General features: G+C 46.8%; 20 protein-coding genes. 11 read left to right on the plus strand and 9 right to left on the minus strand.

Features of this window, described 5'->3' with window-relative positions:
- Positions 1–311 precede the first annotated feature (311 nt).
- Genes ccoG through R8N47_RS18635 form a run of 3 tightly spaced genes read left to right on the plus strand, consistent with a single transcriptional unit; the run spans position 312 to position 3405 of the window.
- Entirely contained in the window at positions 312–1733 is a 1422-nt protein-coding gene (ccoG, locus tag R8N47_RS18625; protein ID WP_064354426.1) for a cytochrome c oxidase accessory protein CcoG, read from the plus strand.
- Between the two features lie 48 nt (positions 1734–1781).
- The gene (locus R8N47_RS18630) at positions 1782–2768 is read left to right on the plus strand and encodes a serine/threonine protein kinase (protein WP_005379037.1); all 987 of its coding nucleotides are present in this window, start codon (positions 1782–1784) and stop codon (positions 2766–2768) included.
- Between the two features lie 34 nt (positions 2769–2802).
- Positions 2803–3405 carry a thiol:disulfide interchange protein DsbA/DsbL gene (locus R8N47_RS18635; RefSeq protein WP_005379036.1) on the plus strand — a complete coding sequence of 201 codons (603 nt, stop codon included), beginning with the start codon at positions 2803–2805 and terminating at the stop codon, positions 3403–3405.
- Positions 3406–3451: 46 nt separating this feature from the next.
- Here the strand turns inward: R8N47_RS18635 and R8N47_RS18640 are convergent, their stop codons facing one another.
- Positions 3452–4330 carry an acyltransferase gene (locus R8N47_RS18640; protein WP_005379035.1) on the minus strand — a complete coding sequence of 293 codons (879 nt, stop codon included), beginning with the start codon at positions 4328–4330 and terminating at the stop codon, positions 3452–3454.
- 149 nt (positions 4331–4479) lie between these two features.
- Here R8N47_RS18640 and R8N47_RS18645 point away from each other — a divergent pair, with 149 nt between their 5' ends.
- The gene (locus R8N47_RS18645; protein ID WP_005379034.1) at positions 4480–5436 is read left to right on the plus strand and encodes a DUF2860 domain-containing protein; all 957 of its coding nucleotides are present in this window, start codon (positions 4480–4482) and stop codon (positions 5434–5436) included.
- 55 nt (positions 5437–5491) lie between these two features.
- Here R8N47_RS18645 and R8N47_RS18650 read toward each other — a convergent pair whose 3' ends face one another.
- On the minus strand, positions 5492–7015 hold the full coding sequence (locus tag R8N47_RS18650; protein WP_005383862.1) for a YifB family Mg chelatase-like AAA ATPase: 1524 nt from the start codon (positions 7013–7015) through the stop codon (positions 5492–5494).
- Between the two features lie 465 nt (positions 7016–7480).
- Here R8N47_RS18650 and ilvG point away from each other — a divergent pair, with 465 nt between their 5' ends.
- From ilvG to ilvA, 5 genes are read left to right on the plus strand one after another with little or no spacing between them, the layout of a single operon-like run.
- A complete protein-coding gene (ilvG, locus tag R8N47_RS18655) occupies positions 7481–9127 on the plus strand; it encodes an acetolactate synthase 2 catalytic subunit (RefSeq protein WP_053350673.1) in 1647 nt (548 codons plus the stop codon).
- An 11-nt stretch (positions 9128–9138) separates the two neighbouring features.
- Positions 9139–9423 (plus strand): acetolactate synthase 2 small subunit, encoded by a 285-nt coding sequence (gene ilvM, locus R8N47_RS18660; RefSeq protein ID WP_005378958.1) that lies wholly within the window; start codon positions 9139–9141, stop codon positions 9421–9423.
- A 12-nt stretch (positions 9424–9435) separates the two neighbouring features.
- Positions 9436–10374, plus strand: coding sequence for a branched-chain-amino-acid transaminase (gene ilvE, locus R8N47_RS18665; protein ID WP_005378953.1), 939 nt, complete (start codon positions 9436–9438; stop codon positions 10372–10374).
- 13 nt (positions 10375–10387) lie between these two features.
- Entirely contained in the window at positions 10388–12229 is a 1842-nt protein-coding gene (gene ilvD, locus R8N47_RS18670; RefSeq protein WP_064354427.1) for a dihydroxy-acid dehydratase, read from the plus strand.
- A 2-nt stretch (positions 12230–12231) separates the two neighbouring features.
- Entirely contained in the window at positions 12232–13779 is a 1548-nt protein-coding gene (ilvA, locus tag R8N47_RS18675) for a threonine ammonia-lyase, biosynthetic (protein ID WP_042523890.1), read from the plus strand.
- A gap of 53 nt (positions 13780–13832) precedes the next feature.
- Here the strand turns inward: ilvA and punR are convergent, their stop codons facing one another.
- Positions 13833–14735, minus strand: coding sequence for a DNA-binding transcriptional activator PunR (punR, locus tag R8N47_RS18680; protein WP_017821565.1), 903 nt, complete (start codon positions 14733–14735; stop codon positions 13833–13835).
- Between the two features lie 152 nt (positions 14736–14887).
- Here punR and punC point away from each other — a divergent pair, with 152 nt between their 5' ends.
- Entirely contained in the window at positions 14888–16093 is a 1206-nt protein-coding gene (gene punC / locus R8N47_RS18685) for a purine nucleoside transporter PunC (protein ID WP_054579443.1), read from the plus strand.
- A gap of 44 nt (positions 16094–16137) precedes the next feature.
- On the opposite strand, the gene R8N47_RS18690 is transcribed toward punC, so the two are convergent.
- Entirely contained in the window at positions 16138–16914 is a 777-nt protein-coding gene (locus R8N47_RS18690; protein WP_054579442.1) for a transporter substrate-binding domain-containing protein, read from the minus strand.
- 115 nt (positions 16915–17029) lie between these two features.
- Here R8N47_RS18690 and R8N47_RS18695 point away from each other — a divergent pair, with 115 nt between their 5' ends.
- The gene (locus R8N47_RS18695; RefSeq protein ID WP_064354428.1) at positions 17030–17770 is read left to right on the plus strand and encodes an amino acid ABC transporter permease; all 741 of its coding nucleotides are present in this window, start codon (positions 17030–17032) and stop codon (positions 17768–17770) included.
- Positions 17771–17850: 80 nt separating this feature from the next.
- On the opposite strand, the gene glmU is transcribed toward R8N47_RS18695, so the two are convergent.
- From glmU to atpA, 5 genes are all read right to left on the minus strand, one after another.
- Complete coding sequence (gene glmU / locus R8N47_RS18700; protein ID WP_054575340.1) at positions 17851–19212, minus strand: bifunctional UDP-N-acetylglucosamine diphosphorylase/glucosamine-1-phosphate N-acetyltransferase GlmU; 1362 nt, start codon at positions 19210–19212, stop codon at positions 17851–17853.
- Positions 19213–19361: 149 nt separating this feature from the next.
- Positions 19362–19784 carry a F0F1 ATP synthase subunit epsilon gene (locus R8N47_RS18705; protein WP_005378937.1) on the minus strand — a complete coding sequence of 141 codons (423 nt, stop codon included), beginning with the start codon at positions 19782–19784 and terminating at the stop codon, positions 19362–19364.
- An 18-nt stretch (positions 19785–19802) separates the two neighbouring features.
- Positions 19803–21206, minus strand: a complete 1404-nt coding sequence (gene atpD, locus R8N47_RS18710; RefSeq protein ID WP_005383849.1) for a F0F1 ATP synthase subunit beta — start codon at positions 21204–21206, stop codon at positions 19803–19805.
- 35 nt (positions 21207–21241) lie between these two features.
- Positions 21242–22108 carry a F0F1 ATP synthase subunit gamma gene (atpG, locus tag R8N47_RS18715; RefSeq protein WP_005378932.1) on the minus strand — a complete coding sequence of 289 codons (867 nt, stop codon included), beginning with the start codon at positions 22106–22108 and terminating at the stop codon, positions 21242–21244.
- A 44-nt stretch (positions 22109–22152) separates the two neighbouring features.
- A complete protein-coding gene (atpA, locus tag R8N47_RS18720) occupies positions 22153–23694 on the minus strand; it encodes a F0F1 ATP synthase subunit alpha (RefSeq protein WP_005378931.1) in 1542 nt (513 codons plus the stop codon).
- Positions 23695–23696: the final 2 nt, after the last annotated feature.

The raw sequence follows: 23696 nt of genomic DNA on the forward strand, positions 1-23696 counted from the left end.
GGCTCAACAACCCAGTATTCTTTAAGCGACTCCCTCAAATGAGTCGCTTTTTTATAACTAAAATTTTTAGTCCCACAGTTGGTTATAACTGTTCAGCCAATTATCAGGTTAACTGTACTGACTTTTGTTGTTAAACGTTGACTGCGTTAAAGAAAAGGAATTGTTATTGATTGTATAATCGCCGTTCATCAGTATTTACTAAAATAATTATGTCCGGTCATGATTTATGATAAGGACGAAGTAGCAATGTCATCGAGCGACATCAATAGAAATGACGCCGTACATTATAAAAGCCTAAGAAGGATGAGTGCATGAGTCAGGATAAGATCGATATCAAAGATGTGACTCCTAAAACCTATAATCCCAAACCCCATAAAGGAAACGGGGATCGGTTTAACCCAAGTAATCGCATCTATGTACGCGAAAGCAAAGGGACTTACCAGAAACTACGTCGTTACGGTGGTTGGTTCTTACTACTTCTCTTCGCTTTGATACCGTGGATTCCTTACGGTGAACGTCAAGCGATCTTACTTGATATTGGCAACCAGCAGTTCAACTTTTTCGGTACCACCCTGTACCCACAAGATCTTACCCTACTCGCCTTGCTGTTTGTGATCGCGGCGTTTGGGTTGTTCTTTATTACCACCTTCTTAGGTCGGGTTTGGTGTGGCTATCTCTGCCCACAAACCGTCTGGACCTTCATGTATATCTGGTTTGAAGAGAAGCTCGAAGGTAGTGCCAATAAACGCCGTAAACAAGACTCCAATAAGCTGACGGCGAATTTAGCGATGCGTAAAACCGTCAAACATATAGCTTGGTTTGCCATTGCACTCGCCACTGGTTTTACTTTTGTTGGCTACTTCGTACCAATGAAGCAATTGGTTATCGACTTTTTCACCTTTAACGCCAACTTCTGGCCCGTCTTTTGGGTAATGTTCTTTGCCATTTGTACTTATGGTAATGCTGGTTGGATGCGTTCCATCATGTGTATTCACATGTGTCCTTACGCGCGCTTCCAGTCTGCCATGTTTGATAAAGACACCTTCATCGTTGGCTACGATGCAAAACGTGGGGAAAAACGTGGCCCACGTCCGCGTAAAGCCGATCCAAAGCAGCTTGGTTTGGGTGATTGTATTGATTGTGATTTGTGTGTGCAGGTGTGCCCAACAGGTATCGATATTCGTGACGGCTTGCAGTATGAATGTATCAACTGTGGCGCTTGTATTGATGCGTGTGACAACACCATGGATCGCATGGGCTACGAGAAAGGCCTAATTAGTTACACCACCGAGCATCGCTTATCGGGTAAGAGTACCAAAGTCATGCGTCCGAAGCTGCTAGGCTATGGTGCCGTACTACTCGTCATGGTCGGTCTTTTCTTTGCCCAAATTGCAGCGGTAGACCCAGCCGGCATGAGTGTTATTCGCGACCGTAACCAACTGTTCCGCGTTAATAGCTCGGGAGAAGTAGAAAACACCTACACCCTCAAGGTGATCAACAAAACTCAGCAAGTGCAAGAGTACTCGTTGGATGTTGAAGGGCTATCCGATGTAAGCTGGTATGGTAAGCAGACAATTCAGGTCCAGCCAGGTGAGGTATTGAACCTGCCAATGAGTCTTGGTGCCGATCCTGACAAGCTAAACTCTGCGATTACGACAATTCAGTTTATACTCACCGATAAGAGCAACGAATTCACCATTGAAGTGGAAAGCCGATTTATCAAGAAGCTATAACTTCGATGACTAATGGAAAAAGGCTCAGTAATGAGCCTTTTTGTTTATATGTCCCAAAGTATGTTTAACTTTGACGCCCTTACCCCAGACTTTATGTGGTACGCGTTAGAAAGCATCGGCGTTCGCGCAGAATCAGGCTTTCTTCCCCTCAATAGCTACGAAAACCGTGTTTATCAATTTACTGACGAAGAGCGTCGTCGTTATGTCGTCAAGTTTTACCGTCCTGAACGTTGGAGCAATGAACAGATCCAAGAGGAGCACGACTTTACTTTAGAGCTGATTGGCAATGAGATCCCCGTCGCACCACCTGTGCGCATCAACGGTGAAACCCTGCATCACTATCAAGGCTATGCTTTTGCGCTGTTTGATAGCGTGGGTGGTCGCCAATACGAGGTTGACAATTTAGATCAGCTCGAAGGTGTAGGGCGTTTCCTTGGCCGAATCCATAAAGTCGGCAGCCGCCAAGCCTTCCAACATCGCCCTACGATCGGCTTACAAGAATACCTGTATCAACCAAGAGAGATTCTGCAAAACGCCAATATGATTCCAATGCACTTGGAGAACAGCTTCTTCAATGACTTGGATATGCTGATCAAATCAATTGAAAGCCACTGGCAAGAAGGCTTCAATATGATTCGTTTGCATGGCGATTGCCACCCAGGCAATATTTTGTGGCGAGATGGCCCTATGTTTGTTGATTTGGATGACGCTCGTAACGGCCCTGCAGTACAAGACTTATGGATGCTACTGAACGGTGAACGCCAAGACAAACTGATGCAGTTGGATATTGTTTTAGAGGCTTACCAAGAGTTTTGCGATTTTAATCCTGCAGAATTGAAACTAATCGAGCCACTTCGCGGTCTACGAATGGTGCACTATATGGCATGGCTAGCAAAACGTTGGCATGACCCTGCATTTCCTCTCGCTTTTCCATGGTTTAATGAGCCAAAATACTGGGAAGGTCAGGTCCTTGCATTTAAAGAGCAGATCGCCGCTTTAGAAGAAGCACCGCTGTCTTTAATGCCTCAATGGTAAGTCAGGCCAAAAATTCAAAAATGGAGATATTTCGATGAAAAAACTGTTCGCACTGTTTTCTATGCTGATGTTAAGCCTGTCGGCACATGCAGCGCAATTCAAAGAAGGTGAACATTACAAAGTATTGGATCTTGAGGCATCAAAAAAACCTCTTGTGACGGAGTTTTTCTCTTTCTACTGCCCGCACTGTAATAGCTTTGAACCGGTTATCCAGCAACTGAAAAAGCAGTTGCCAGAAGGTACTAAGCTATTAAAAAACCACGTTTCTTTCATGGGTGGCAACATGGGCCCATCAATGAGCAAAGCCTACGCAACGATGGTTGCATTAAAAGTGGAAGACAAAATGGTGCCAGTGATGTTTAACCGCATCCACAATCTAAAGAAGGCGCCACGTAATGATGAAGAACTTCGTCAAATCTTCCTTGATGAAGGTGTAGACGCGAAAAAATTCGATTCTGCATTCAAAGGCTTCGCGGTTGATTCAATGGTTCGCCGTATGGACAAGCAATTTGAAAACAGCGGTCTAACCGGCGTTCCTGCGGTTATCGTTAACAACAAATACCTAGTTCAAGCACAAAGCATCAAAACGATGGATGAGTACTTCTCTCTGGTGAACTACTTGCTGACACTAAAATAAGCACATCGATATCAATCAAAAGGGGAACACGTCGCTCCCCTTTTGTTTATTTGTAAATCTCTTGTAGCAACCGATCTTTTTCTTGCCACACATCCCCCAACCATTGCTGAAATTGTCGCTTATAGGGCTTATCGTTGAAGTAATCACCAAGCACTCTTTCATCAACGGGTAACACATTTACACGCACAACCACCTTGCTCATGCGGCCCATCAATAAATCCTTGAACGGTTTATGCGTATTTTCTGGGTACGCCAACGTAACGTCGATAATGCTCTCGAACTGCTCCCCCATCGCCGCTAACGTGTACGCAATCCCGCCCGACTTTGGTTGCAGCAAATATTGATAGTTTGCTTTACTCTTACGCTGCTTTTCTTCGGTAAATCGGGTTCCTTCGACATAGTTAACCACTGTGGTTGGAGTGTGTTTGAATTTAGCGCACGAGCGACGTGTCGTCTCTAAATCTTGACCTCGCTTATGAGGATTGCGGATCAGATACTCTCGCGAATAGCGACGCATAAATGGCATATCGAGCGCCCAACACGCCATCCCGATGAAAGGCACATACAGCAGTTGTTGCTTGAGGAAAAACTTCGGCATGGGAATACGGTCTTTAAACACGCAGCAAAGCACAACAATATCTGTCCAACTGAGATGATTACTGATCAGCAGATACCACCCGTCTTTTTTAAGCGCTTCACCGCCCTGAACATCCCACTCAACACGGTTAGATACCGCCAGAATGCACGCATTAACGGTAGCCCATAACCACATCACCTTATTGGCACAAGCGGTCGCTATCGCTTTTAGCTTTACGCCAGGAAGCAATATTTTAAATACAGCGATAACACAAATTGCGAGTGAACAAACCGCAGAATTGAGAATCACAAAAGAAGCGTTAAAAAAAAATAACAAATATGCCAACATGATAGTCAAACAACAGTGATAATGTGTGAAGAATAAAACAGCGTGTAATTATACTGCGCCTTTGCCACATTGGAACATGCGTGGGAATGGTCAGATTTGTTACCGCAACCAATATGTGCACCACTCATTCGACAACAAGGAGATAACGAATGAAACCAAGGCTACTTCTCTTGCCTTTGGCCTTTGTCGTCAGTTCTGCTCAGGCTCAACTCGCTGAAACCGCAGGTTTTGGCGGTGAAATTTCGCTGAATGCCGGATTCATATCATCAGAATCCAATTTCAATACAGAAAATAGTAACACCATCGATTCTCTCGATAAGCGTGCCGATAGTGACAGTTCCGTTATCGCTGCACCGCTAGGGAGTGTGACATACACCTTTGGTAGCCGACTCAACCACCAAGTTTACGCCGGTACCACACGCTCAGATGTCGCGGTAGGTACACTCGCTTTTCAGTTGGGCTATCAACACGAGCTACAATCTGGCACCGTGCTCGATGTTTCCTATCTGCCGACGGTACTCAAAGGCGAAACTTGGCGCAACCCTTATCAAGTAGGAACCGCACGTAAAGAGACGGATGTTGACGGCAATGCGTATCGCTTTCAGATCAAAGGGTTAATTGATAAAAACTTCAACCTTGATCTTGCTTATGCTGATAAAGACATCGAGCAGGAGGAAGTGACAGACCGCTCACTTGCTCGCGATGCTAACCTTTACTATGTCAAAGGCGACTATCGCATTCCACTCAACCAAACGTCTATGTTGCAACCCGCTTTCACCTACATCAATCAAGATGCCGACGGTAAAGCGGAGTCATTTGATTCGTACGGATTTGACATTAGCTGGTTTAAATTTATCAACCGCCATCGATTGGCCCTCACAGCGGGTTATGCATGGAAAGACTATCAAGCCGCTAGCCAAACTTTTGCTAAAACACGAAATGACGACACCATCAGCCTATTTGCGGCCTACGAATATCAAAACGTATTTGACTGGCAAGACTGGTCGTTCATTTCTTTAGCCGGCTATAGCCAAACTGACTCGAATATCACGTTTTATGAGGAGAAAGAGTACCTATTGTCGCTTGGTCTCAACTACACCTTCTAACGTCCTTCATCGCAACAAGGTGCTTACAAAACTTGTTGCGATGACACTTTGCTGTCTATACCGCTTGCGCCGTAAGCTGTTTCAGCAAACGGTCCATCGCTCGATACCCAAGCGCCTCGGCCAAGTGCGTTCGTTCAATTTGCTCCGCCCCATCCAGATCGGCGATTGTTCGCGCCACTTTGATAATACGATGATATGCACGAATCGAGAGCCCTAAACGATGCAAAGCGGTTTCAAGAAACTCAGCATCACTCTTATGCAAGGGACAAAACGCCTCAATTTCTCGACTACCTAGCAGTGCATTGACCTTACCACTGCGGTTTAGCATATTGTTACGCGCATGGCTCACACGCGCTTTTACGATAGCAGTCGGCTCACCGCGATCACCACCTTCTGCTAATGTCCCTTTGGGCAAAGCTGGGATTTCTAAAGACATATCAAAGCGATCTAACAGTGGTCCAGATAATCGACCAAGGTAGCGCAAAATAGCTTGTGGATTGGTGCGCGCTTGATTGCCTTCGTAATATCCTGTCGGGCTTGGGTTCAAGGCTCCGACTAATTGGAAACGAGCCGGAAAGCGTGTTTTACCTTGCGCTCGAGAGATAATGATCTCTCCAGATTCGAGCGGTTCGCGTAACGAGTCCAGAACTTTACGATCAAATTCGGGCATTTCATCGAGAAACAATAACCCGTTGTGGGCTAAAGAGATCTCCCCTGGTCTGGGTACCGAACCACCGCCGACTAATGCCGCCATTGAACTTGAATGATGCGGAGAACGAAACGGACGCGACTTCCAGTTATGCTCATTAATTTCACTCTGAGTCAACGATGCCACCGAAGCGGTTTCCATTGCTTCTTCGTCACTCATTTCCGGTAATAAGTCACACAAACGCGAAGCCAACATCGTTTTTCCAGTACCTGGCGGGCCAAGGAAAAGTAAGTTGTGGTTTCCAGCGGCAGCAATCTCCAGTGCTCGCTTACCTTGTTGTTGGCCAATAATATCTTGTAAGTCTCGACCATGTTTTTCGATCGTTTTTCGCTTAGGCGTTTGAAAAAGATTCAGTCGATGTTGACCACAAAGCTCGGCACATACTTCCAGTAATGATTGGGCCGATTTATGTTGTTCCTTCCCCACCAGCGCCGCCTGATCGCCATTCACATGTGGGACGACCAAATGACGTTGAATCTTACTGGCTTCCAGCGCAGCAGGCAGCACACCTTTTACAGGTCTCAGACCACCAGATAACGCTAACTCACCAACAAATTCGTAGTTTTTGAGCTTATCTGTCGCGATTTGCTCCGAAGCGGCCAAAATTCCCAATGCAATAGGAAGATCAAAACGCCCTCCCTCCTTGGGTAGATCTGCCGGAGCCAAGTTCACGGTGATCCGCTTAGCAGGAAATTGAAAGTTAGAATTAATGATCGCACTGCGTACGCGATCTTTGGACTCTTTTACCGTTGTCTCTGGCAAGCCTACTAAGGTAAACCCTGGCATGCCGTTGCTGATATGAACTTCTACACTAACCGATGGCGCTTGCACCCCGACGCTTGCTCGACTATGAATGATTGCCAGCCCCATACGTTCCTCAATTTTTTTGAACACTCTGTAAACAAATGTTTTATCTAGTTGGTTATGTTATATACCGCGTCCCAATTGAGAGTTAATGTGAAAAAAGAATGACTTTTTGCTTGTCATGCAGCGGAATTGTGTGATACCACTAATGACGCAAACAATTTCGTAGAACATTACACAACATTTTTTAACGAAAAAAGAACGACAGACAGATGAACCTTTTCGCTCATATCAACGCACTGCTAGCCCTGATTATCGTGGTCATTATTGGCACCGCGCGGGGTATTGTGGGCGAAAGGTAACCACAAATTACAAAAAACCCCCGCACTGAAAAGTCCGGGGGTTTTTTTACAACTACAAGTTGTCATCTGTCTAACCCTCGGACAGTTTAACGGGAAGAATGGGAGTGCACATGAAGTGCAATAAATATGGCAATCGCTACGAGCCACAACGTAGCAAAGGAGGTTTACGATGACTGGTGCACAACTTGTCGTAGCCGCTTTAAGACAGCAAGGCATCGAAACCGTTTTTGGCTACCCCGGCGGGGCCATCATGCCAATCTATGATGCTTTGTATGACGGTGGGGTGGAACACATCCTATGCCGTCACGAGCAAGGGGCCGCTATGGCAGCTATCGGGATGGCTCGTTCCACTCAAGACGTTGCTGTGTGCATGGCAACTTCTGGCCCAGGAGCCACTAACCTTGTTACCGGCCTTGCCGACGCTTTCCTTGACTCCGTACCTCTAGTTGCCATCACAGGCCAGGTTGCTAGCTCTCATATCGGTACCGATGCATTCCAAGAAATGGATGTGATCGGAATGTCCCTAGCCTGTACTAAGCACAGCTATCTCGTGACCGAAATTGAAGATCTAGCTCCGACACTTGCCGAAGCCTTTGAGGTCGCAAAAACCGGTCGTCCGGGTCCTGTCATTGTCGATATCGCCAAAGACGTTCAACTCGCTCAAGCACCTACAGACCTTCTTCCTCCATACATAGCACCAGCAATCGAAGATGTCAGCGCTGAAGATATCAAACGTGCGCAAGATGTGCTGGCAGCATCTACTCGCCCAGTGTTGTATGTTGGTGGTGGCGTGCAACTTGCGAAAGCAACCGATGCAGTACGCGAATTTCTTCGCTTAAACCCAATGCCTGCAGTTAGCACATTAAAAGGCCTCGGTACCATTGAACGCCATGATCCTCACTATCTTGGTATGTTGGGTATGCATGGCACCAAAGCCGCTAACCTAGTGGTTCAAGAAGCCGATCTATTGATTGTGGTTGGCGCGCGTTTTGATGACCGTGTGACGGGTAAGCTCGACACGTTTGCACCAAATGCGAAAGTGATTCACATCGACATTGATGCTGCGGAGATTCATAAACTGCGCCACGCCAACGCACCATTACGTGGCGACATCAACACCATTCTTCCTCAGCTAGAGCTGACTCAAGATATCTCACCGTGGGTTCATCACAGTGAAAGTCTGCGCAGCGGCTTTAAGTGGCGTTACGACCACCCGGGCGAATTAATCTACGCACCGCTATTGCTTAAACAACTGTCTGACATGATGCCAGATAGCTCAATTGTCTCGACCGACGTCGGTCAGCACCAGATGTGGACAGCGCAACATATCCAGCCACGCGAACCACAAAATTTCATCACTTCTGCTGGCCTTGGCACCATGGGCTTTGGCTTGCCAGCAGCGATGGGCGCTGCAGTCGCACGTCCTGATGATCAGTCTATCCTTATTACAGGTGACGGTTCATTTATGATGAACGTTCAGGAATTGGGCACGCTGAAGCGTCGTCAGATTCCAGTGAAGATTGTCCTTCTTAATAACCAACGTCTTGGCATGGTTCGCCAATGGCAGTCATTGTTCTTTGACGGTCGCCACAGTGAAACCATTCTTGATGACAACCCAGATTTCGTGATGTTAGCAAAAGCGTTCGATATCCCGGGCAAAACCATCACCAAGAAAGAAGAAGTCGAACCTGCTCTCAAAGAGATGCTAGCGAGTGAAACTTCTTACATGCTTCACGTTTTGATTGATGAAGAAGAAAACGTGTGGCCATTGGTGCCACCTGGCGCATCAAACAGTGATATGTTGGAAAATACATAGGAGACAATCGCATGGACAGATATTTACTCGACATCAAAGCCGATGACAAACCGGTACTGTTGGAGCGCGTTCTACGTGTGATTCGTCACCGAGGCTTCGTGATCAAACAAGTCGCTGCTACGCAAAACCACGAAAGCAAAGTAGCCAGCGTCGAGATCATCGTCGACAGCGATCGACCAATCTCGTTTTTGATCAATCAAATAGAGAAGTTGTGGGACGTTCGTAAGGTTGAGGTGCTAAAAATCCGCAACGATGAACTGCCAAATCACAACTTACAACAACACGTAAGTGCATAAGGAAGGCAACAAATGGCAACGAAAACTGCAGATTTCATTTGGTTTAATGGTGAGATGGTTCCATGGGCAGAGGCGAACGTTCACGTTCTGACTCACGCAATGCACTATGGTACATCCGTGTTTGAAGGCGTGCGCTGTTACAACACACCAAAAGGCCCAATTGTCTTCCGTCACCGTGAGCATGCACAACGTCTAAAAGATTCTGCCAAGATTTACCGCTTTCCGATCCCTTTCTCTGTAGAAGAAATCATGGAAGCGACCCGCGAAACACTGCGCCAAAACAAACTCGACAGCGCTTACATTCGTCCATTGGGTTTTGTCGGTAATGTTGGCTTAGGCGTATGTCCACCAGTTGGCACTGAGATGGATCTAATCATTGCAGCATTTCCTTGGGGCTCTTACTTAGGCGAAGAAGCGCTAGAAAAAGGTGTCGATGCGATGATTTCAAGCTGGAACCGCGCTGCGCCAAACACCATCCCAACTGCAGCTAAAGCAGGCGGTAACTACCTATCTTCACTACTGGTTGGTGGTGAAGCGCGTCGTCACGGTTACGACGAAGGTATTGCGCTAAGCGTAGATGGTTACCTATCGGAAGGGGCTGGTGAAAACATCTTCGTTATCAAAGATGGCGTAATCACCACACCACCAGCAACTAGCGCGATTCTACCGGGCATCACTCGCGACTCGATCATGACAATTGCACGCGATAAAGGCTACGAAGTCCGTGAAGCGAACATTGCTCGTGAAGCCCTTTACCTTGCCGATGAAGTCTTCATGACAGGTACTGCGGCTGAGATTGTACCAGTGGCAACCATCGACAAGATTGAAGTGGGCACTGGTAAGCGCGGCCCTATCACTAAAGAACTACAAGCAGCCTACTTTGGCCTATTTGACGGCACCACGGAAGATAAGTGGGGCTGGTTAGACTATGTGTACCCAGAACAGAAGTAAGAAGGATTAGGAAATGCCAAAATATAGATCAGCTACCACCACACATGGTCGTAACATGGCGGGTGCACGAGCACTGTGGCGTGCAACGGGTGTGAAAGAAGAAGACTTCGGTAAACCAATCATCGCCGTTGTAAACTCGTTTACTCAATTTGTTCCGGGTCACGTACACCTGAAAGACATGGGCCAGCTTGTAGCACGCGAAATCGAAAAAGCTGGCGGTATTGCGAAAGAATTCAACACCATCGCGGTTGATGATGGTATCGCAATGGGTCACGGCGGCATGCTGTACTCACTGCCTTCACGCGAACTGATCGCAGACTCAGTAGAATACATGGTCAACGCGCACTGTGCCGATGCCATGGTATGTATCTCTAACTGTGACAAAATCACTCCAGGAATGTTGATGGCATCTATGCGTCTTAACATCCCTGTTATCTTTGTTTCTGGTGGTCCAATGGAAGCGGGTAAAACCAAGCTTTCTGATCAGATCATCAAACTAGACCTTGTAGATGCGATGATCCAAGGCGCGGATCCAAAAGTGCCTGATGAGCAAAGCGAGCAGATCGAACGCAGCGCATGTCCAACGTGTGGATCGTGTTCAGGCATGTTCACTGCAAACTCAATGAACTGTCTAACGGAAGCACTGGGTCTTTCTCAACCAGGTAACGGTTCTATGCTGGCAACGCACGCTGACCGTGAACAACTGTTCCTTAATGCAGGTCGTCGTATCGTTGAACTGACTCGTCGTTACTACGAGCAAGATGACGAATCAGCACTGCCGCGCAACATCGCTACGTTTGATGCGTTCGAAAACGCAATGGCACTGGACATCGCAATGGGCGGTTCAACCAACACCATTCTGCACCTACTTGCCGCGGCGCAAGAAGGTGAAGTGGATTTCGATATGGAAGATATCGATCGCCTATCACGTCAAGTACCACACCTATGTAAAGTGGCACCATCTACCCAGAAATATCACATGGAAGACGTACACCGCGCAGGTGGCGTCATGGCGATTCTTGGTGAGTTAGATCGTGCAGGTCTTCTACACAATGATGCGCGCACCGTGCTTGGCCTTTCGATGAAAGAGCAGCTGGCGAAATACGACATCATCCAAACTGAAGACGAAGAAGTACTTAAGTTCTACCGCGCAGGTCCTGCGGGTATTCGTACTACTCAAGCGTTCTCACAAGATTGCCGCTGGGATCGCCTTGATGACGACCGTGCGGAAGGTTGTATTCGTACTATCGATCATGCCTTTAGCCAAGAAGGTGGCCTAGCCGTTCTATCAGGCAACATCGCATTAGATGGTTGTATCGTTAAGACTGCTGGTGTGGATGAGAGCATTCATAAATTCACTGGCCCAGCCGTAGTTTTCGAAAGCCAAGAAGACGCCGTAGAAGGCATCTTAGGCGGCAAAGTAAAAGCAGGCGACGTGGTTGTTATCCGTTACGAAGGCCCTAAAGGTGGTCCGGGCATGCAAGAAATGCTTTACCCAACCACTTATCTAAAATCGATGGGCCTTGGCAAAGAGTGTGCACTTCTGACTGACGGCCGTTTCTCTGGCGGCACATCAGGTCTTTCTATCGGCCACGCCTCTCCTGAAGCAGCAAACGGCGGTGCAATTGGTCTGGTAAAAGAAGGTGATATGATCGCAATTGATATTCCAAACCGTTCAATTTCACTCCAAGTGTCTGAACAAGAACTTGCTGAGCGCCGTGCAAAACAAGACGAACTAGGCTGGAAACCAGTTGACCGCCAACGTGAAGTTTCATTTGCACTCAAAGCGTACGCGAGTATGGCAACCAGTGCTGACAAGGGTGCAGTACGAGACAAGTCGAAGCTAGAGGGCTAGCAATGATGGAAGCTCAACCCGAAAAACAAGTGAACCAAACTGGCGCAGATTATCTGCGCCAAATCCTTCGCGCACCTGTTTATGAAGTAGCAACAGTGACGCCACTGCAAGAAATGCCTCGTTTATCTGCACGTATCGGGAATAACGTGCAGATCAAGCGTGAAGATCGCCAACCCGTACACTCGTTCAAATTGCGCGGTGCATACAACATGGTGGCGAGTTTATCTGAAGCACAAAAAGCCGCTGGTGTCATTGCAGCATCGGCAGGTAACCACGCTCAAGGCATGGCGCTCTCTGGTACTAAGCTAGGCATCAAGACCACCATCGTGATGCCCAAAACCACACCAGACATCAAAGTCGATGCGGTACGTGGCTTCGGTGGCAATGTAGTGCTGCACGGCAGCAACTTTGATGAGGCAAAAGCGGAAGCGGAACGCCTTTCTGATCTGCATGGGTACACATTTGTCCCTCCTTTCGATCACCCACTGGTGATTGCAGGTCAAGGCACCATAGGCATGGAAATGCTGCAGCAAAATGGTCACCTTGATTACATCTTCGTCCCTGTCGGTGGTGGCGGTTTGGCTGCCGGTGTTGCGGTACTCGTGAAGCAGCTAATGCCAGAAATCAAAGTGATTGCGGTCGAGCCAGAAGATTCTTCATGCCTCAAAGCGGCATTGGATGCAGGTGAACCAGTAGTATTAGACCAGGTCAGCATGTTTGCCGATGGCGTTGCAGTAAAACGCATTGGTGAAGAGACGTTTCGTCTATGCCAAAAGTACATTGATGGCCATATTGCAGTCTCTAGCGATGAAATCTGCGCAGCAGTAAAAGACATCTTTGAAGACACCCGTGCGATTGCAGAGCCTTCTGGCGCGCTTGCTCTGGCGGGTTTGAAGAAGTTTGCTGAGCAAAACAAACTGCAAGGTAAGAATTTAGGTACTGTGCTGTCTGGTGCCAACACTAACTTCCATGGCTTACGTTATGTTTCTGAGCGTTGCGAGCTTGGTGAGAAACGTGAAGGTTTGCTTGCCGTCACCATTCCTGAGCGTCAAGGTGCCTTCTTTGAGTTCTGTAACCTCATTGGCGGCCGCGCCGTAACGGAGTTTAACTACCGCTACAACGATGACGCATTGGCAAATATCTTTGTCGGTGTGCGTTTGCAAGGCGGTCAGGAAGAGCTAGAACATATCATTCACGACTTACGTGATGGTGGCTACCCAGTGGTTGATTTGTCTGATGATGAAATGGCGAAGCTGCACGTGCGCTACATGGTTGGTGGTAAGCCGTCTAAGCCGCTTAAAGAGCGCCTCTACAGCTTTGAATTCCCAGAATATCCGGGAGCGCTACTCAAGTTCTTAAGCACACTCGGTACTCATTGGAATATCAGCTTGTTCAACTACCGTAACCACGGCGCTGACTACGGACGTGTTTTATGTGGTTTCGAGTTAGATGAAAGCGATTTAGCTCAGTTTTCTGCACATTTACGTGAACTTGGCTATCAATGCAAAGACGAGACAGACAACCCATCGTATAAGTTTTTCTTGTCATAAAACGCCACATTTCAAACATATCAATGAAAACACCTCGCTAATGCGAGGTGTTTTTATGACTGTAACCAATCTTTATGTAGCTGATTAGGCGACCCAAGATAGTCCACCATCCACTGGATCAATTTATGATTATCATCTTTGCGCCATACTAAGCAGCAGTGACTGAGCGGTTTATCATCCGGCATGACCTTCTCCACCAGCACACCATCATTGATTAAGGGTGTTGCAATATGACGTGGCATGTAACCCACGCCCACCCCATTTTTTAAACATTCAATCGCACTATACCAATTGGGCAATAATAATCGGCGCTGTTGCGGATAATGGCCAGTATGGCGTTTTGGCAGCACGTTCGAAGTATCATCAAGACAGATCGCCGGAAATTGACTCACAAACTCTTCAGTAAGCACTTGTTGTCGAACGCAAGGATGAGCGGGTGACATTACAAATGCCCAATCTAATACGCCCATATCTTTGACTTCAAAATCTCCCCCAACGGGAACCGCAGATGTCGCGCCAACGACAATGTCAGCTCGACCTTGTGCTATGGCTTCCCAAGAACCATTGAAGACCTCCATATTGATCTGCAATTCAGCAAATTCAAACTCGCGATAGAAATCTTCCACCAAAGGTTTGAGTTTTTCTAACTTCACCACGTTATCTAAGGTCAGCTTTAACGTGCTTTTCCATCCTTGAGCCGCTCGCCGCGTTTGTGCTTTCACCTCTTCCATTTGACGCAGCAAAGAGCGCGCCTCGGCCATAAAAAGTTCACCCGCTGGAGTTAGCTCGACTTTCCTTGGTAAACGTCGAAACAGCACCACATCTAAATCTTGCTCGACCTGCCTTACTCCATAGCTGATGGCTGAGGGGACTTTATGCAATACCTCAGCCGCAGCGGTGAAACTGCCTAAACGGGCAACCGTATCCAGCATTTCCAAAGACGCTTTAGAGAACATGATTTAACCTTTCAAAAAATTTGATTGATAACCAACAATTTTAGCGTTTTATTTTCTCAAAATCGAAAAATAGAATAATAAGGTAAATAAATCAGGGTTGGCGCCAACTGATGTTGATTAAAAAATGATTAAATAATTTGACTGGTTGAATCATGAAAATCTCAAAACTACAGCTCATTTATCTGGCAGCATTATCGATGCTTGGCTTCGTTGCTACCGATATGTATCTGCCAGCATTCAAAGCGATGGAAATCGACTTTGCAACAGGCCCTGAGCAAATTGCGCTCTCTTTAACGGTATTCCTCGTTGGTATGGCGATTGGCCAGCTAATGTGGGGATTGGCATCCGATAAATTTGGCCATCGTAATACACTCGCAGCCGGGTTGGTGCTATTTACTATCGCGTCATTCGGTTTGGCTTTCTGTGATCAAGTATGGCAACTACTCACACTGCGCTTTATCCAAGCTATCGGTGTGTGTGCACCAGCCGTGATCTGGCAGGCTATGGTCATTAAACGCTACTCAAGCAGTAGCCAACAAATTTTTGCGACAATCATGCCACTCGTCGCGCTATCACCAGCACTAGCACCTCAATTAGGGGTTGTGTTGGCAGATAACTTCGGCTGGCACAGTATCTTTATTACGCTAACACTGGTTGGTGTCTTTTTGGTCTTTGCGACCATGGCACAAAAAGACGAGAAAGCAGAAATCAAACAAACCAGTATGTCTGCCGACATCAAAGCGCTGCTGAGTTCTAAAAAATACCTTGGCAACGTGTTTATGTTTGCGACGGCTTCAGCTGCATTCTTTGCTTACCTAACTGGGATGCCAGAAATCATGGCGCAACTGGGCTACGAAGCAAAAGATATTGGTTTGAGCTTTATCCCACAAACCATCGCGTTTATGGCTGGTGGCTACTTAGGTAAAGTAGGCGTTCGAAAATTTGGTGATGAAAAGGTTCTGCGCCAACTGATTGGCCTATTTAGTGTCGCGGCATTAATGATTTTCATTGCTTCACAGTGGGATCTGTCATCGATTTGGCCTATTCTTGCGCCATTCTGTTTGATTGCCGTTGCTAACGGCGCGCTGTACCCAATCGTGGTAAACCGTGCACTGGCCAGCGCACAACAGAGCCCTGCAACAGCAGCAGGTCTGCAAAACAGCCTGCAAATCTGTGTAAGTAGCTTCTCAAGTGCATTGGTAGCCGCAATGGCAAGCCAAGCTCAGATGGTTACTGGCATCGCAATCATCATCTGTATGGGTGGGCTGTGGATGGGATACATTCTGTCGAATCGCGAATTATCCAAGCACTTTACGACTCCTGACAACGCCCGAGTCGTGAGTGAAGACGAACTTTAATCGTTCAGATAATAAAAAGAGCCGCGCAATGCGGCTCTTTCTGTTTATAAGCTTTTCAACCCCCATTTCTTGGCAGTCTGCTTAAAAAAGCCTTGAGTCTTTTTCAACTCTACCCAGTGATTGATGTAATTAATCCATACTTGATCGTCTTGCGGCAACAACATAGCAATTGGGGTTGGTTTACGCGGTGCGGTCACTGGCACTATCGCCAACTGTTTAAACTTATCCACCAACGTCGCTGCTTCCACATTGGACGTCACCGATACATCGGCCCTGCGAGCTAGTAGTTCTTGGAAGTCGCGCGCTGGCGCTTCAATAACAATATGCTGAGCAGACGGGAAGAACTCTTTCACCATTTTTTCTTGTACCGTACCTAACGTCGCCGCGACTTTTACTTCTGGTTTATTAAAATCCGCCCAATCAGAGAATTTGGCGAGATCTTTCTTTTGCACCACAGGTACAAAGGAAAGGTAGAAATATGGCTGGCTATATCCAGCTACTTTCGCGCGAGACATGTTCAGAGATGCGCTGCCAGTAATATCGTATTTGTTGGCGGTAATGCCATTAACTAGCGTCTTCCAATCCGTGGGCACATACTCCACTTTTACACCGAGATCTTTAGCAAGTTCTGTTGTTACATCGATATCGAAGCCACGATAACTGTTTGTCGCGGGGTCTTTCATCGTCATCGGATTCCAATCTCCCGTCGTTCCAACTCGGAGTACGCCATTGTCTAAAATGGATTGAAGACGGCTTTCAGCGTGAGCGACTTGAGTCGCAGCAAGCAAACACATTCCTAGCACTAGTAAAATCTTTCTCATTTTTATTCCCTTAAAAATAATGACCTTATACGGTTTAATAATTAACCTTTATTAGAGCTCTACTGATAACATAGCAGCAACAAAGGAAGTTTTTTAGTTAATTCAGGGAGTAAATGTGACGTTTCGAACTCTATGGCTGTTTTCACTGCTATTACTCACTGGTTGTTCAGATTATCAATGGGGCTGGTATGTACTTGACCCTTCGACGGATCAAGGGCTCACCAATCTAAAGTTTTTAATCGCTGGGTTTAATGACACCATTCAGGTATCACTCCTCAGTATGTTATTTGCGATGAGCTTGGGTCTGATCGTTGCGTTACCCGCTCTGTCGGACTCTGCCTCTCTGAAGTGGATAAACCGTATTTATGTCGAGGTGATCCGTTCAGTGCCAGTTTTAGTCTTACTACTTTGGGTGTATTACGGCATGCCTACGCTATTGGATGTCTCACTCAATCACTTTTGGGCGGGTGTTATTGCACTGACTATCGCTGAGAGTGCGTTTATGGCGGAAGTGTTTCGCGGTGGGATACAAGCTATCAGCCGTGGCCAGCATGAAGCAGCTGAGTCTTTGGGCTTAAGCTATTGGCAAAAGATGCGCTTGGTAATTCTTCCCCAAGCGTTTCGGCAAATTCTCCCACCACTGGGTAATCAATTTGTCTACATTCTCAAGATGAGTTCTTTAGTCAGCGTGATTGGTTTAAGCGATCTCACTCGCCGTGCTAATGAGCTGGTGGTGAATGAGTACTTACCCTTAGAGATTTATACCTTCCTCGTTTTGGAGTACTTGTTGCTCATCCTATTTGTATCTCAAGCCGTTCGTTGGCTCGAAAACCGTATTGCCATTCCTAGCTACTAGCGATGAAGCCTTAGCTAGAAACAACAAAGCCGCTCTTGTTGAGCGGCTTTGACAATATAGAGACAGAGTGTAGGTAATGCTTATTTCTGTTTTACAGGACGCTGCCAGCCAATAATTTTGCGCTCTTTGACGCGAGTAATTACTAACTCACCTTCTTCAACATCTTTTGTTAGTGTCGTGCCAGCACCGATGGTTGCGCCATCAGCGATAGTGACAGGCGCCACCAGCTGGCTATCAGAACCAACAAAAACATCATTACCGATGATGGTTTTAAACTTGTTCGCACCATCGTAGTTACAAGTGATAGTACCTGCACCGATGTTAGTACGTTGACCGATCTCTGCATCACCTAAGTAAGTTAGGTGGTTCGCTTTTGAACCTTCTCCGATGCGCGCATTTTTCACTTCAACGAAGTTACCCACATGGGAATCGTTACGCATTTCAGCACCAGGACGAAGGCGAGTAAATGGACCAACCGTACATTCTTCACCAACCGTTGCACCTTCAATCACACTGTAAGGGCGAACGATGGTGTTGTCGTCGATTTCACAATCTTTCAGTACACAACCCGCACCGATAACCACGTTATCACCCAGTGAAACTTTACCTTCGACGATAACATTCACGTCGATTTCACAGTCCATACCGCACTGTAACTCACCACGCAAATCAAAGCGTGCTGGATCGCGTAGCATGACACCTTGCTCTAGTAGCTTCTGAGCTTGCATTGACTGGAAAGCACGCTCTAGACGAGCAAGCTGTGCGCGGTCATTGACCCCTTCCACCTCAATGGCATTGACTGGGTGTACTGCCTCAACGGCACGACCTTCATCGTGTGCAGCTGCAATAACGTCAGTTAGGTAGTATTCGCCTTGTGCGTTGTTGTTGTTTAAGCCAGACAACCAACGCTTAAGATCCCCACCAGTCGCAACCATCACGCCAGTGTTGATCTCTTTAATTTGTTTTTGTTCTTCTGTTGCATCTTTTTGCTCAACGATCGCCACAACAGGACCATTCTTACGGATAATACGACCGTAGCCTGTCGGGTTATCTAGAATCACTGTTAGTAGTGCAATACCGCCTGTTGGCTGTGCATCTAATAGGTTTTCAATCGTTTCAGCTGAAATCAGTGGAACATCACCGTAAAGCACCAGTACTTTTTCATCGTCTTCAAACTTCGGAGACGCTTGATCAACCGCATGACCTGTCCCTAACTGCTCCGCTTGAAGCACCCAATTTACAGGCTCTTCTGCAAGAGTGGTTTGCATTTGATCACCACCGTGGCCAAAGACCAAGTGGATATTTTGTGCACCTAGACCTGTACATGTATCAATCACATGTTTTGCCATTGGCTTACCTGCCAAAGTGTGTAGCACCTTAGGCATGTTCGAATGCATACGGGTACCTTTACCCGCTGCAAGAATCACAGCACTGAATTTCATTGATAACCTATTGACGTTTTATGTTAATTGGCCGTTATTTTAAACAGCTCTTTTAAAATAGTTAATGGAGTAAGGTAAATTTCCAACTAAAATTAATCAAAAAGGCGACCAATTGGCCGCCTTTTTTCATGCAACGTTGCTAATTGAGCTTAGCGACGCTTTTTTGTCAGCTCGATAACTCGTAGCTGAGCAATGGCTTTAGCCAGTTCACTGGCCGCTTGTGCGAAGTCCATGTCACCATGCTGATTCTGGATTTGCTCCTCAGCGCGGCGTTTGGCTTCTTCTGCCTTCGCTGCGTCTAGCTCTTCACCACGGATAGCTGTATCAGCTAGTACAGTCGCTGTACCAGGCTGAATCTCTACCATACCACCAGAAACATAAATAATTTCTTCGTGGCCGTGCTGTTTCACAATACGCACCATACCAGGCTTGATAGCGGTCAGCAGCGGTGTGTGACCATGGAAAATACCAAGTTCACCTTCGCTACCGGTCACCTGAAACGTTTCAACACGACCAGAGAAGATTTTCTTCTCAGCGCTTACTACGTCTAGGTGAAAGGTTATTGCTGCCATATCGCCTCCTAGTTAGCCTTATAGCTTCTTCGCATTCTCAATAGCATCGTCGATGCTACCGCAGTACATAAATGCCTGCTCAGGAATGTCGTCGTATTCACCAGCTAGTAGACCTTTAAAGCCACGTAGAGTCTCTTTTAGAGGTACGTAAATACCAGGGTCACCTGTAAATACTTCTGCTACGTGGTAAGGCTGAGTTAGGAAACGCTCAATCTTACGTGCACGAGATACAACTTGCTTATCTTCTTCAGATAGCTCGTCCATACCTAGGATAGCAATGATATCTTTCAGCTCTTTGTAGCGCTGAAGAGTCTGCTGAACACCACGAGCAACTTCGTAGTGATCTTGACCAACGACTAGTGGATCAAGCATACGAGATGTTGAATCTAGCGGGTCGATCGCAGGGTATAGACCCATTGCAGCGATGTTACGGTTAAGTACAACCGTTGCATCCAAGTGCGCGAACGTTGTTGCTGGAGACGGGTCAGTCAAGTCATCCGCTGGTACGTATACCGCCTGTACAGACGTGATAGAACCTGATTTCGTTGACGTGATACGCTCCTGAAGTACACCCATCTCTTCTGCAAGAGTTGGCTGGTAACCTACCGCAGAAGGCATACGACCTAGTAGTGCTGATACCTCTGTACCTGCAAGTGTGTAACGGTAGATGTTATCAATGAACAGTAGTACGTCACGACCTTCGTCACGGAAACGCTCTGCCATTGTTAGACCAGTCAGTGCAACACGTAGACGGTTACCTGGTGGCTCGTTCATCTGACCGTAAACCATCGCTACTTTTGATTCTTCAGGCTTCTCAACGTTTACAACGCCCGCTTCCTGCATCTCGTAGTAGAAATCGTTACCTTCACGAGTACGCTCACCAACACCAGCAAATACTGATAGACCTGAGTGCTGTAGTGCGATGTTGTTGATAAGTTCCATCATGTTAACGGTCTTACCTACACCAGCACCACCGAATAGACCGATTTTACCACCCTTAGCGAATGGACAAATTAGGTCGATTACTTTAACGCCCGTTTCTAGAAGTGCAATTTCGTTTGATTGCTCTTCGTAGCTTGGTGCACTACGGTGGATAGAGTAAACCTCTTCCGCACCCACTTCACCACGCTCGTCAATCGCGTCACCTAGGACGTTCATGATACGACCTAGAGTTTTAGTACCTACTGGTACTGAAATTGGAGCGCCAGTGTTAACCACTTCTACTCCACGACGTAAACCATCAGAGCTACCCATTACGATACAACGAACTACGCCACCGCCTAGCTGTTGTTGAACTTCAAGAACTAGACGCTCTTTTGAGTCCGTTACGTTTAGAGCGTCATATACACTAGGTACATTGCTCTGTGGGAACTCTACGTCGACTACCGCACCGATGATCTGTACGATCTTACCTGTAGCCATCGTTAATCCTCTAAACTATTTCGTTTTACCTAAGCTTAAACCGCAGCTGCACCACCAACGATTTCTGATAGTTCTTGTGTAATCGCAGCCTGACGGGCTTTGTTGTACACAAGTTCCAAATCGTCAATCAAACTGGTTGCGTTATCCGTTGCAGCCTTCATCGCAATCATTCGAGCCGCTTGCTCACAAGCAAGGTTCTCAACCACACCTTGGTATACCTGAGACTCTACGTAACGCACTAATAGCGTATCCAGTAGAGGTTTTGGTTCAGGCTCATAGATGTAGTCCCATGAATGCTCACGCTGCATCTCTTCGCTGTCCGATTTAGGCAAAGGTAGCAATTGATCGATCGTTGGTTGCTGAACCATAGTATTTACAAACTTGTTGAATACTACATATAGACGGTCCAGTTCACCTTCATCGTATTTCTTCAGCATTACGCCAACAGAGCCGATTAGGTCTTGTAGGCTTGGATTATCTCCAAGACCAGAAACCTGTGCCGCAACTTTTGCGCCACCATGTTTAAAGAAAGCTGTTGCTTTTGAGCCAACAACGGCTAGCTCAATCTCAGCACCTTTCTCTCTCCATGCTTGCATGTCTGTAACGGCTTTTTTGAACACGTTAATGTTCAAACCACCACACAGACCACGGTCTGTCGAAACGATGATGTAACCAACACGTTTAGCTTCACGCTCTTCTAGGTACGGATGACGGTACTCTAGGTTTGCGTTAGCCACATGACCGATCACTTTACGCATTGTTTCAGCGTATGGACGAGAAGCTTCCATTGCATCTTGAGAACGACGCATTTTTGAAGCTGCTACCATTTCCATCGCTTTCGTAATTTTCTGAGTGCTTTTAACACTACCGATTTTATTACGTATCTCTTTTGCGCCGGCCATCGTTACTCTCCGTTAGTTGGTGGCAGAAACTGCCACCGACCTAATTACCAAGTTTGGGTTGCTTTGAAGTCGTCAGTCAGTTTCTTCAACTGAGCTTCGATTTCATCGTTGTAAGCGCCAGACTTGTCGATCTCAGCTGCTAGTTCAGCGTATTGACCGCGAGCGTACGATAGTAGAGCCGCCTCGAAATCTAGAACTTTGTTAAGTTCTACATCATCAAGGTAACCGCGCTCTGCCGCGAAGATAGTTAGAGCTTGGTCAAATACAGACATTGGAGCGTACTGCTTCTGCTTCATTAGTTCTGTAACTTTTTGACCATGGTCTAGCTGTTTCTTCGTTGCGTCATCAAGGTCAGAAGAGAACTGAGCAAATGCCGCTAGTTCACGGTATGCAGCTAGTGCTGTACGGATACCACCTGATAGTTTCTTGATGATTTTCGTCTGAGCTGAACCACCTACACGAGATACTGAGATACCAGGGTCAACAGCAGGACGAACACCAGCGTTGAATAGCTCAGTTTGTAGGAAGATCTGACCATCGGTAATCGAGATTACGTTAGTCGGTACGAATGCTGAAACGTCACCTGCTTGAGTTTCGATGATAGGAAGAGCAGTCAAAGAACCAGTCTTACCTTTCACTTCACCGTTAGTGAAACGCTCTACGTACTCTTCGTTTACACGAGCTGCACGCTCTAGTAGACGCGAGTGTAAGTAGAATACGTCACCTGGGAATGCCTCACGGCCTGGTGGACGTTTAAGTAGTAGAGAGATCTGACGGTAAGCTACCGCTTGCTTAGATAGATCATCGTAAACAATCAGTGCGTCTTCACCGCGATCGCGGAAGTATTCACCCATCGCACAACCTGCGTAAGGCGCTAGGTATTGAAGCGCTGCAGATTCAGAAGCTGATGCAACTACAACGATAGTATTTTGTAGTGCGCCGTGCTCTTCTAGTTTGCGAACAACGTTAGCGATAGTCGATGCTTTCTGACCGATTGCTACGTAGATAGAGAAAATACCAGAGTCTTTCTGGTTGATGATCGCGTCGATCGCCAGTGCTGTTTTACCAATCTGACGGTCACCGATGATAAGCTCACGCTGACCACGACCGATTGGGATCATTGAGTCAACTGACTTATAACCAGTTTGCACAGGTTGGTCTACCGATTTACGGTCGATTACACCTGGTGCGATCACTTCTACAGGCGAAGTCATTTTCGCTTCGATTGGACCTTTACCATCGATAGGCTCACCCAGCGTGTTTACTACGCGGCCTAGTAGTTCTGGACCAACTGGCACTTCAAGAATGCGGCCAGTACCTGTAACTTTCATGCCTTCCTTAAGGTCAGCATATGGGCCCATTACAACCGCACCAACCGAGTCACGCTCAAGGTTAAGTGCCAGTGCATAACGGCCACCCGGTAATTCAATCATTTCACCTTGCATCACGTCCGCTAGGCCGTGGATGCGGATGATACCATCGCTTACCGATACGATAGTACCCTCGTTGCGAGCTTCACTAACAACTTCGAAAGATTCGATACGTTGTTTGATCAGATCGCTAATTTCCGTGGAATTAAGTTGCATGC

This window comes from Vibrio sp. 2132-1 (assembly GCF_033344315.1).

Coding starts and splice junctions, on each gene's coding strand:
- ccoG (WP_064354426.1), top strand. CDS start 312: ATGAGTCAGGATAAGATCGATATCAAAGATGTGACTCCTAAAACCTAT.
- R8N47_RS18630 (WP_005379037.1), top strand. CDS start 1,782: ATGTCCCAAAGTATGTTTAACTTTGACGCCCTTACCCCAGACTTTATG.
- R8N47_RS18635 (WP_005379036.1), top strand. CDS start 2,803: ATGAAAAAACTGTTCGCACTGTTTTCTATGCTGATGTTAAGCCTGTCG.
- R8N47_RS18640 (WP_005379035.1), bottom strand. CDS start 4,330: ATGTTGGCATATTTGTTATTTTTTTTTAACGCTTCTTTTGTGATTCTC.
- R8N47_RS18645 (WP_005379034.1), top strand. CDS start 4,480: ATGAAACCAAGGCTACTTCTCTTGCCTTTGGCCTTTGTCGTCAGTTCT.
- R8N47_RS18650 (WP_005383862.1), bottom strand. CDS start 7,015: ATGGGGCTGGCAATCATTCATAGTCGAGCAAGCGTCGGGGTGCAAGCG.
- ilvG (WP_053350673.1), top strand. CDS start 7,481: ATGACTGGTGCACAACTTGTCGTAGCCGCTTTAAGACAGCAAGGCATC.
- ilvM (WP_005378958.1), top strand. CDS start 9,139: ATGGACAGATATTTACTCGACATCAAAGCCGATGACAAACCGGTACTG.
- ilvE (WP_005378953.1), top strand. CDS start 9,436: ATGGCAACGAAAACTGCAGATTTCATTTGGTTTAATGGTGAGATGGTT.
- ilvD (WP_064354427.1), top strand. CDS start 10,388: ATGCCAAAATATAGATCAGCTACCACCACACATGGTCGTAACATGGCG.
- ilvA (WP_042523890.1), top strand. CDS start 12,232: ATGATGGAAGCTCAACCCGAAAAACAAGTGAACCAAACTGGCGCAGAT.
- punR (WP_017821565.1), bottom strand. CDS start 14,735: ATGTTCTCTAAAGCGTCTTTGGAAATGCTGGATACGGTTGCCCGTTTA.
- punC (WP_054579443.1), top strand. CDS start 14,888: ATGAAAATCTCAAAACTACAGCTCATTTATCTGGCAGCATTATCGATG.
- R8N47_RS18690 (WP_054579442.1), bottom strand. CDS start 16,914: ATGAGAAAGATTTTACTAGTGCTAGGAATGTGTTTGCTTGCTGCGACT.
- glmU (WP_054575340.1), bottom strand. CDS start 19,212: ATGAAATTCAGTGCTGTGATTCTTGCAGCGGGTAAAGGTACCCGTATG.
- R8N47_RS18705 (WP_005378937.1), bottom strand. CDS start 19,784: ATGGCAGCAATAACCTTTCACCTAGACGTAGTAAGCGCTGAGAAGAAA.
- atpD (WP_005383849.1), bottom strand. CDS start 21,206: ATGGCTACAGGTAAGATCGTACAGATCATCGGTGCGGTAGTCGACGTA.
- atpG (WP_005378932.1), bottom strand. CDS start 22,108: ATGGCCGGCGCAAAAGAGATACGTAATAAAATCGGTAGTGTTAAAAGC.
- atpA (WP_005378931.1), bottom strand. CDS start 23,694: ATGCAACTTAATTCCACGGAAATTAGCGATCTGATCAAACAACGTATC.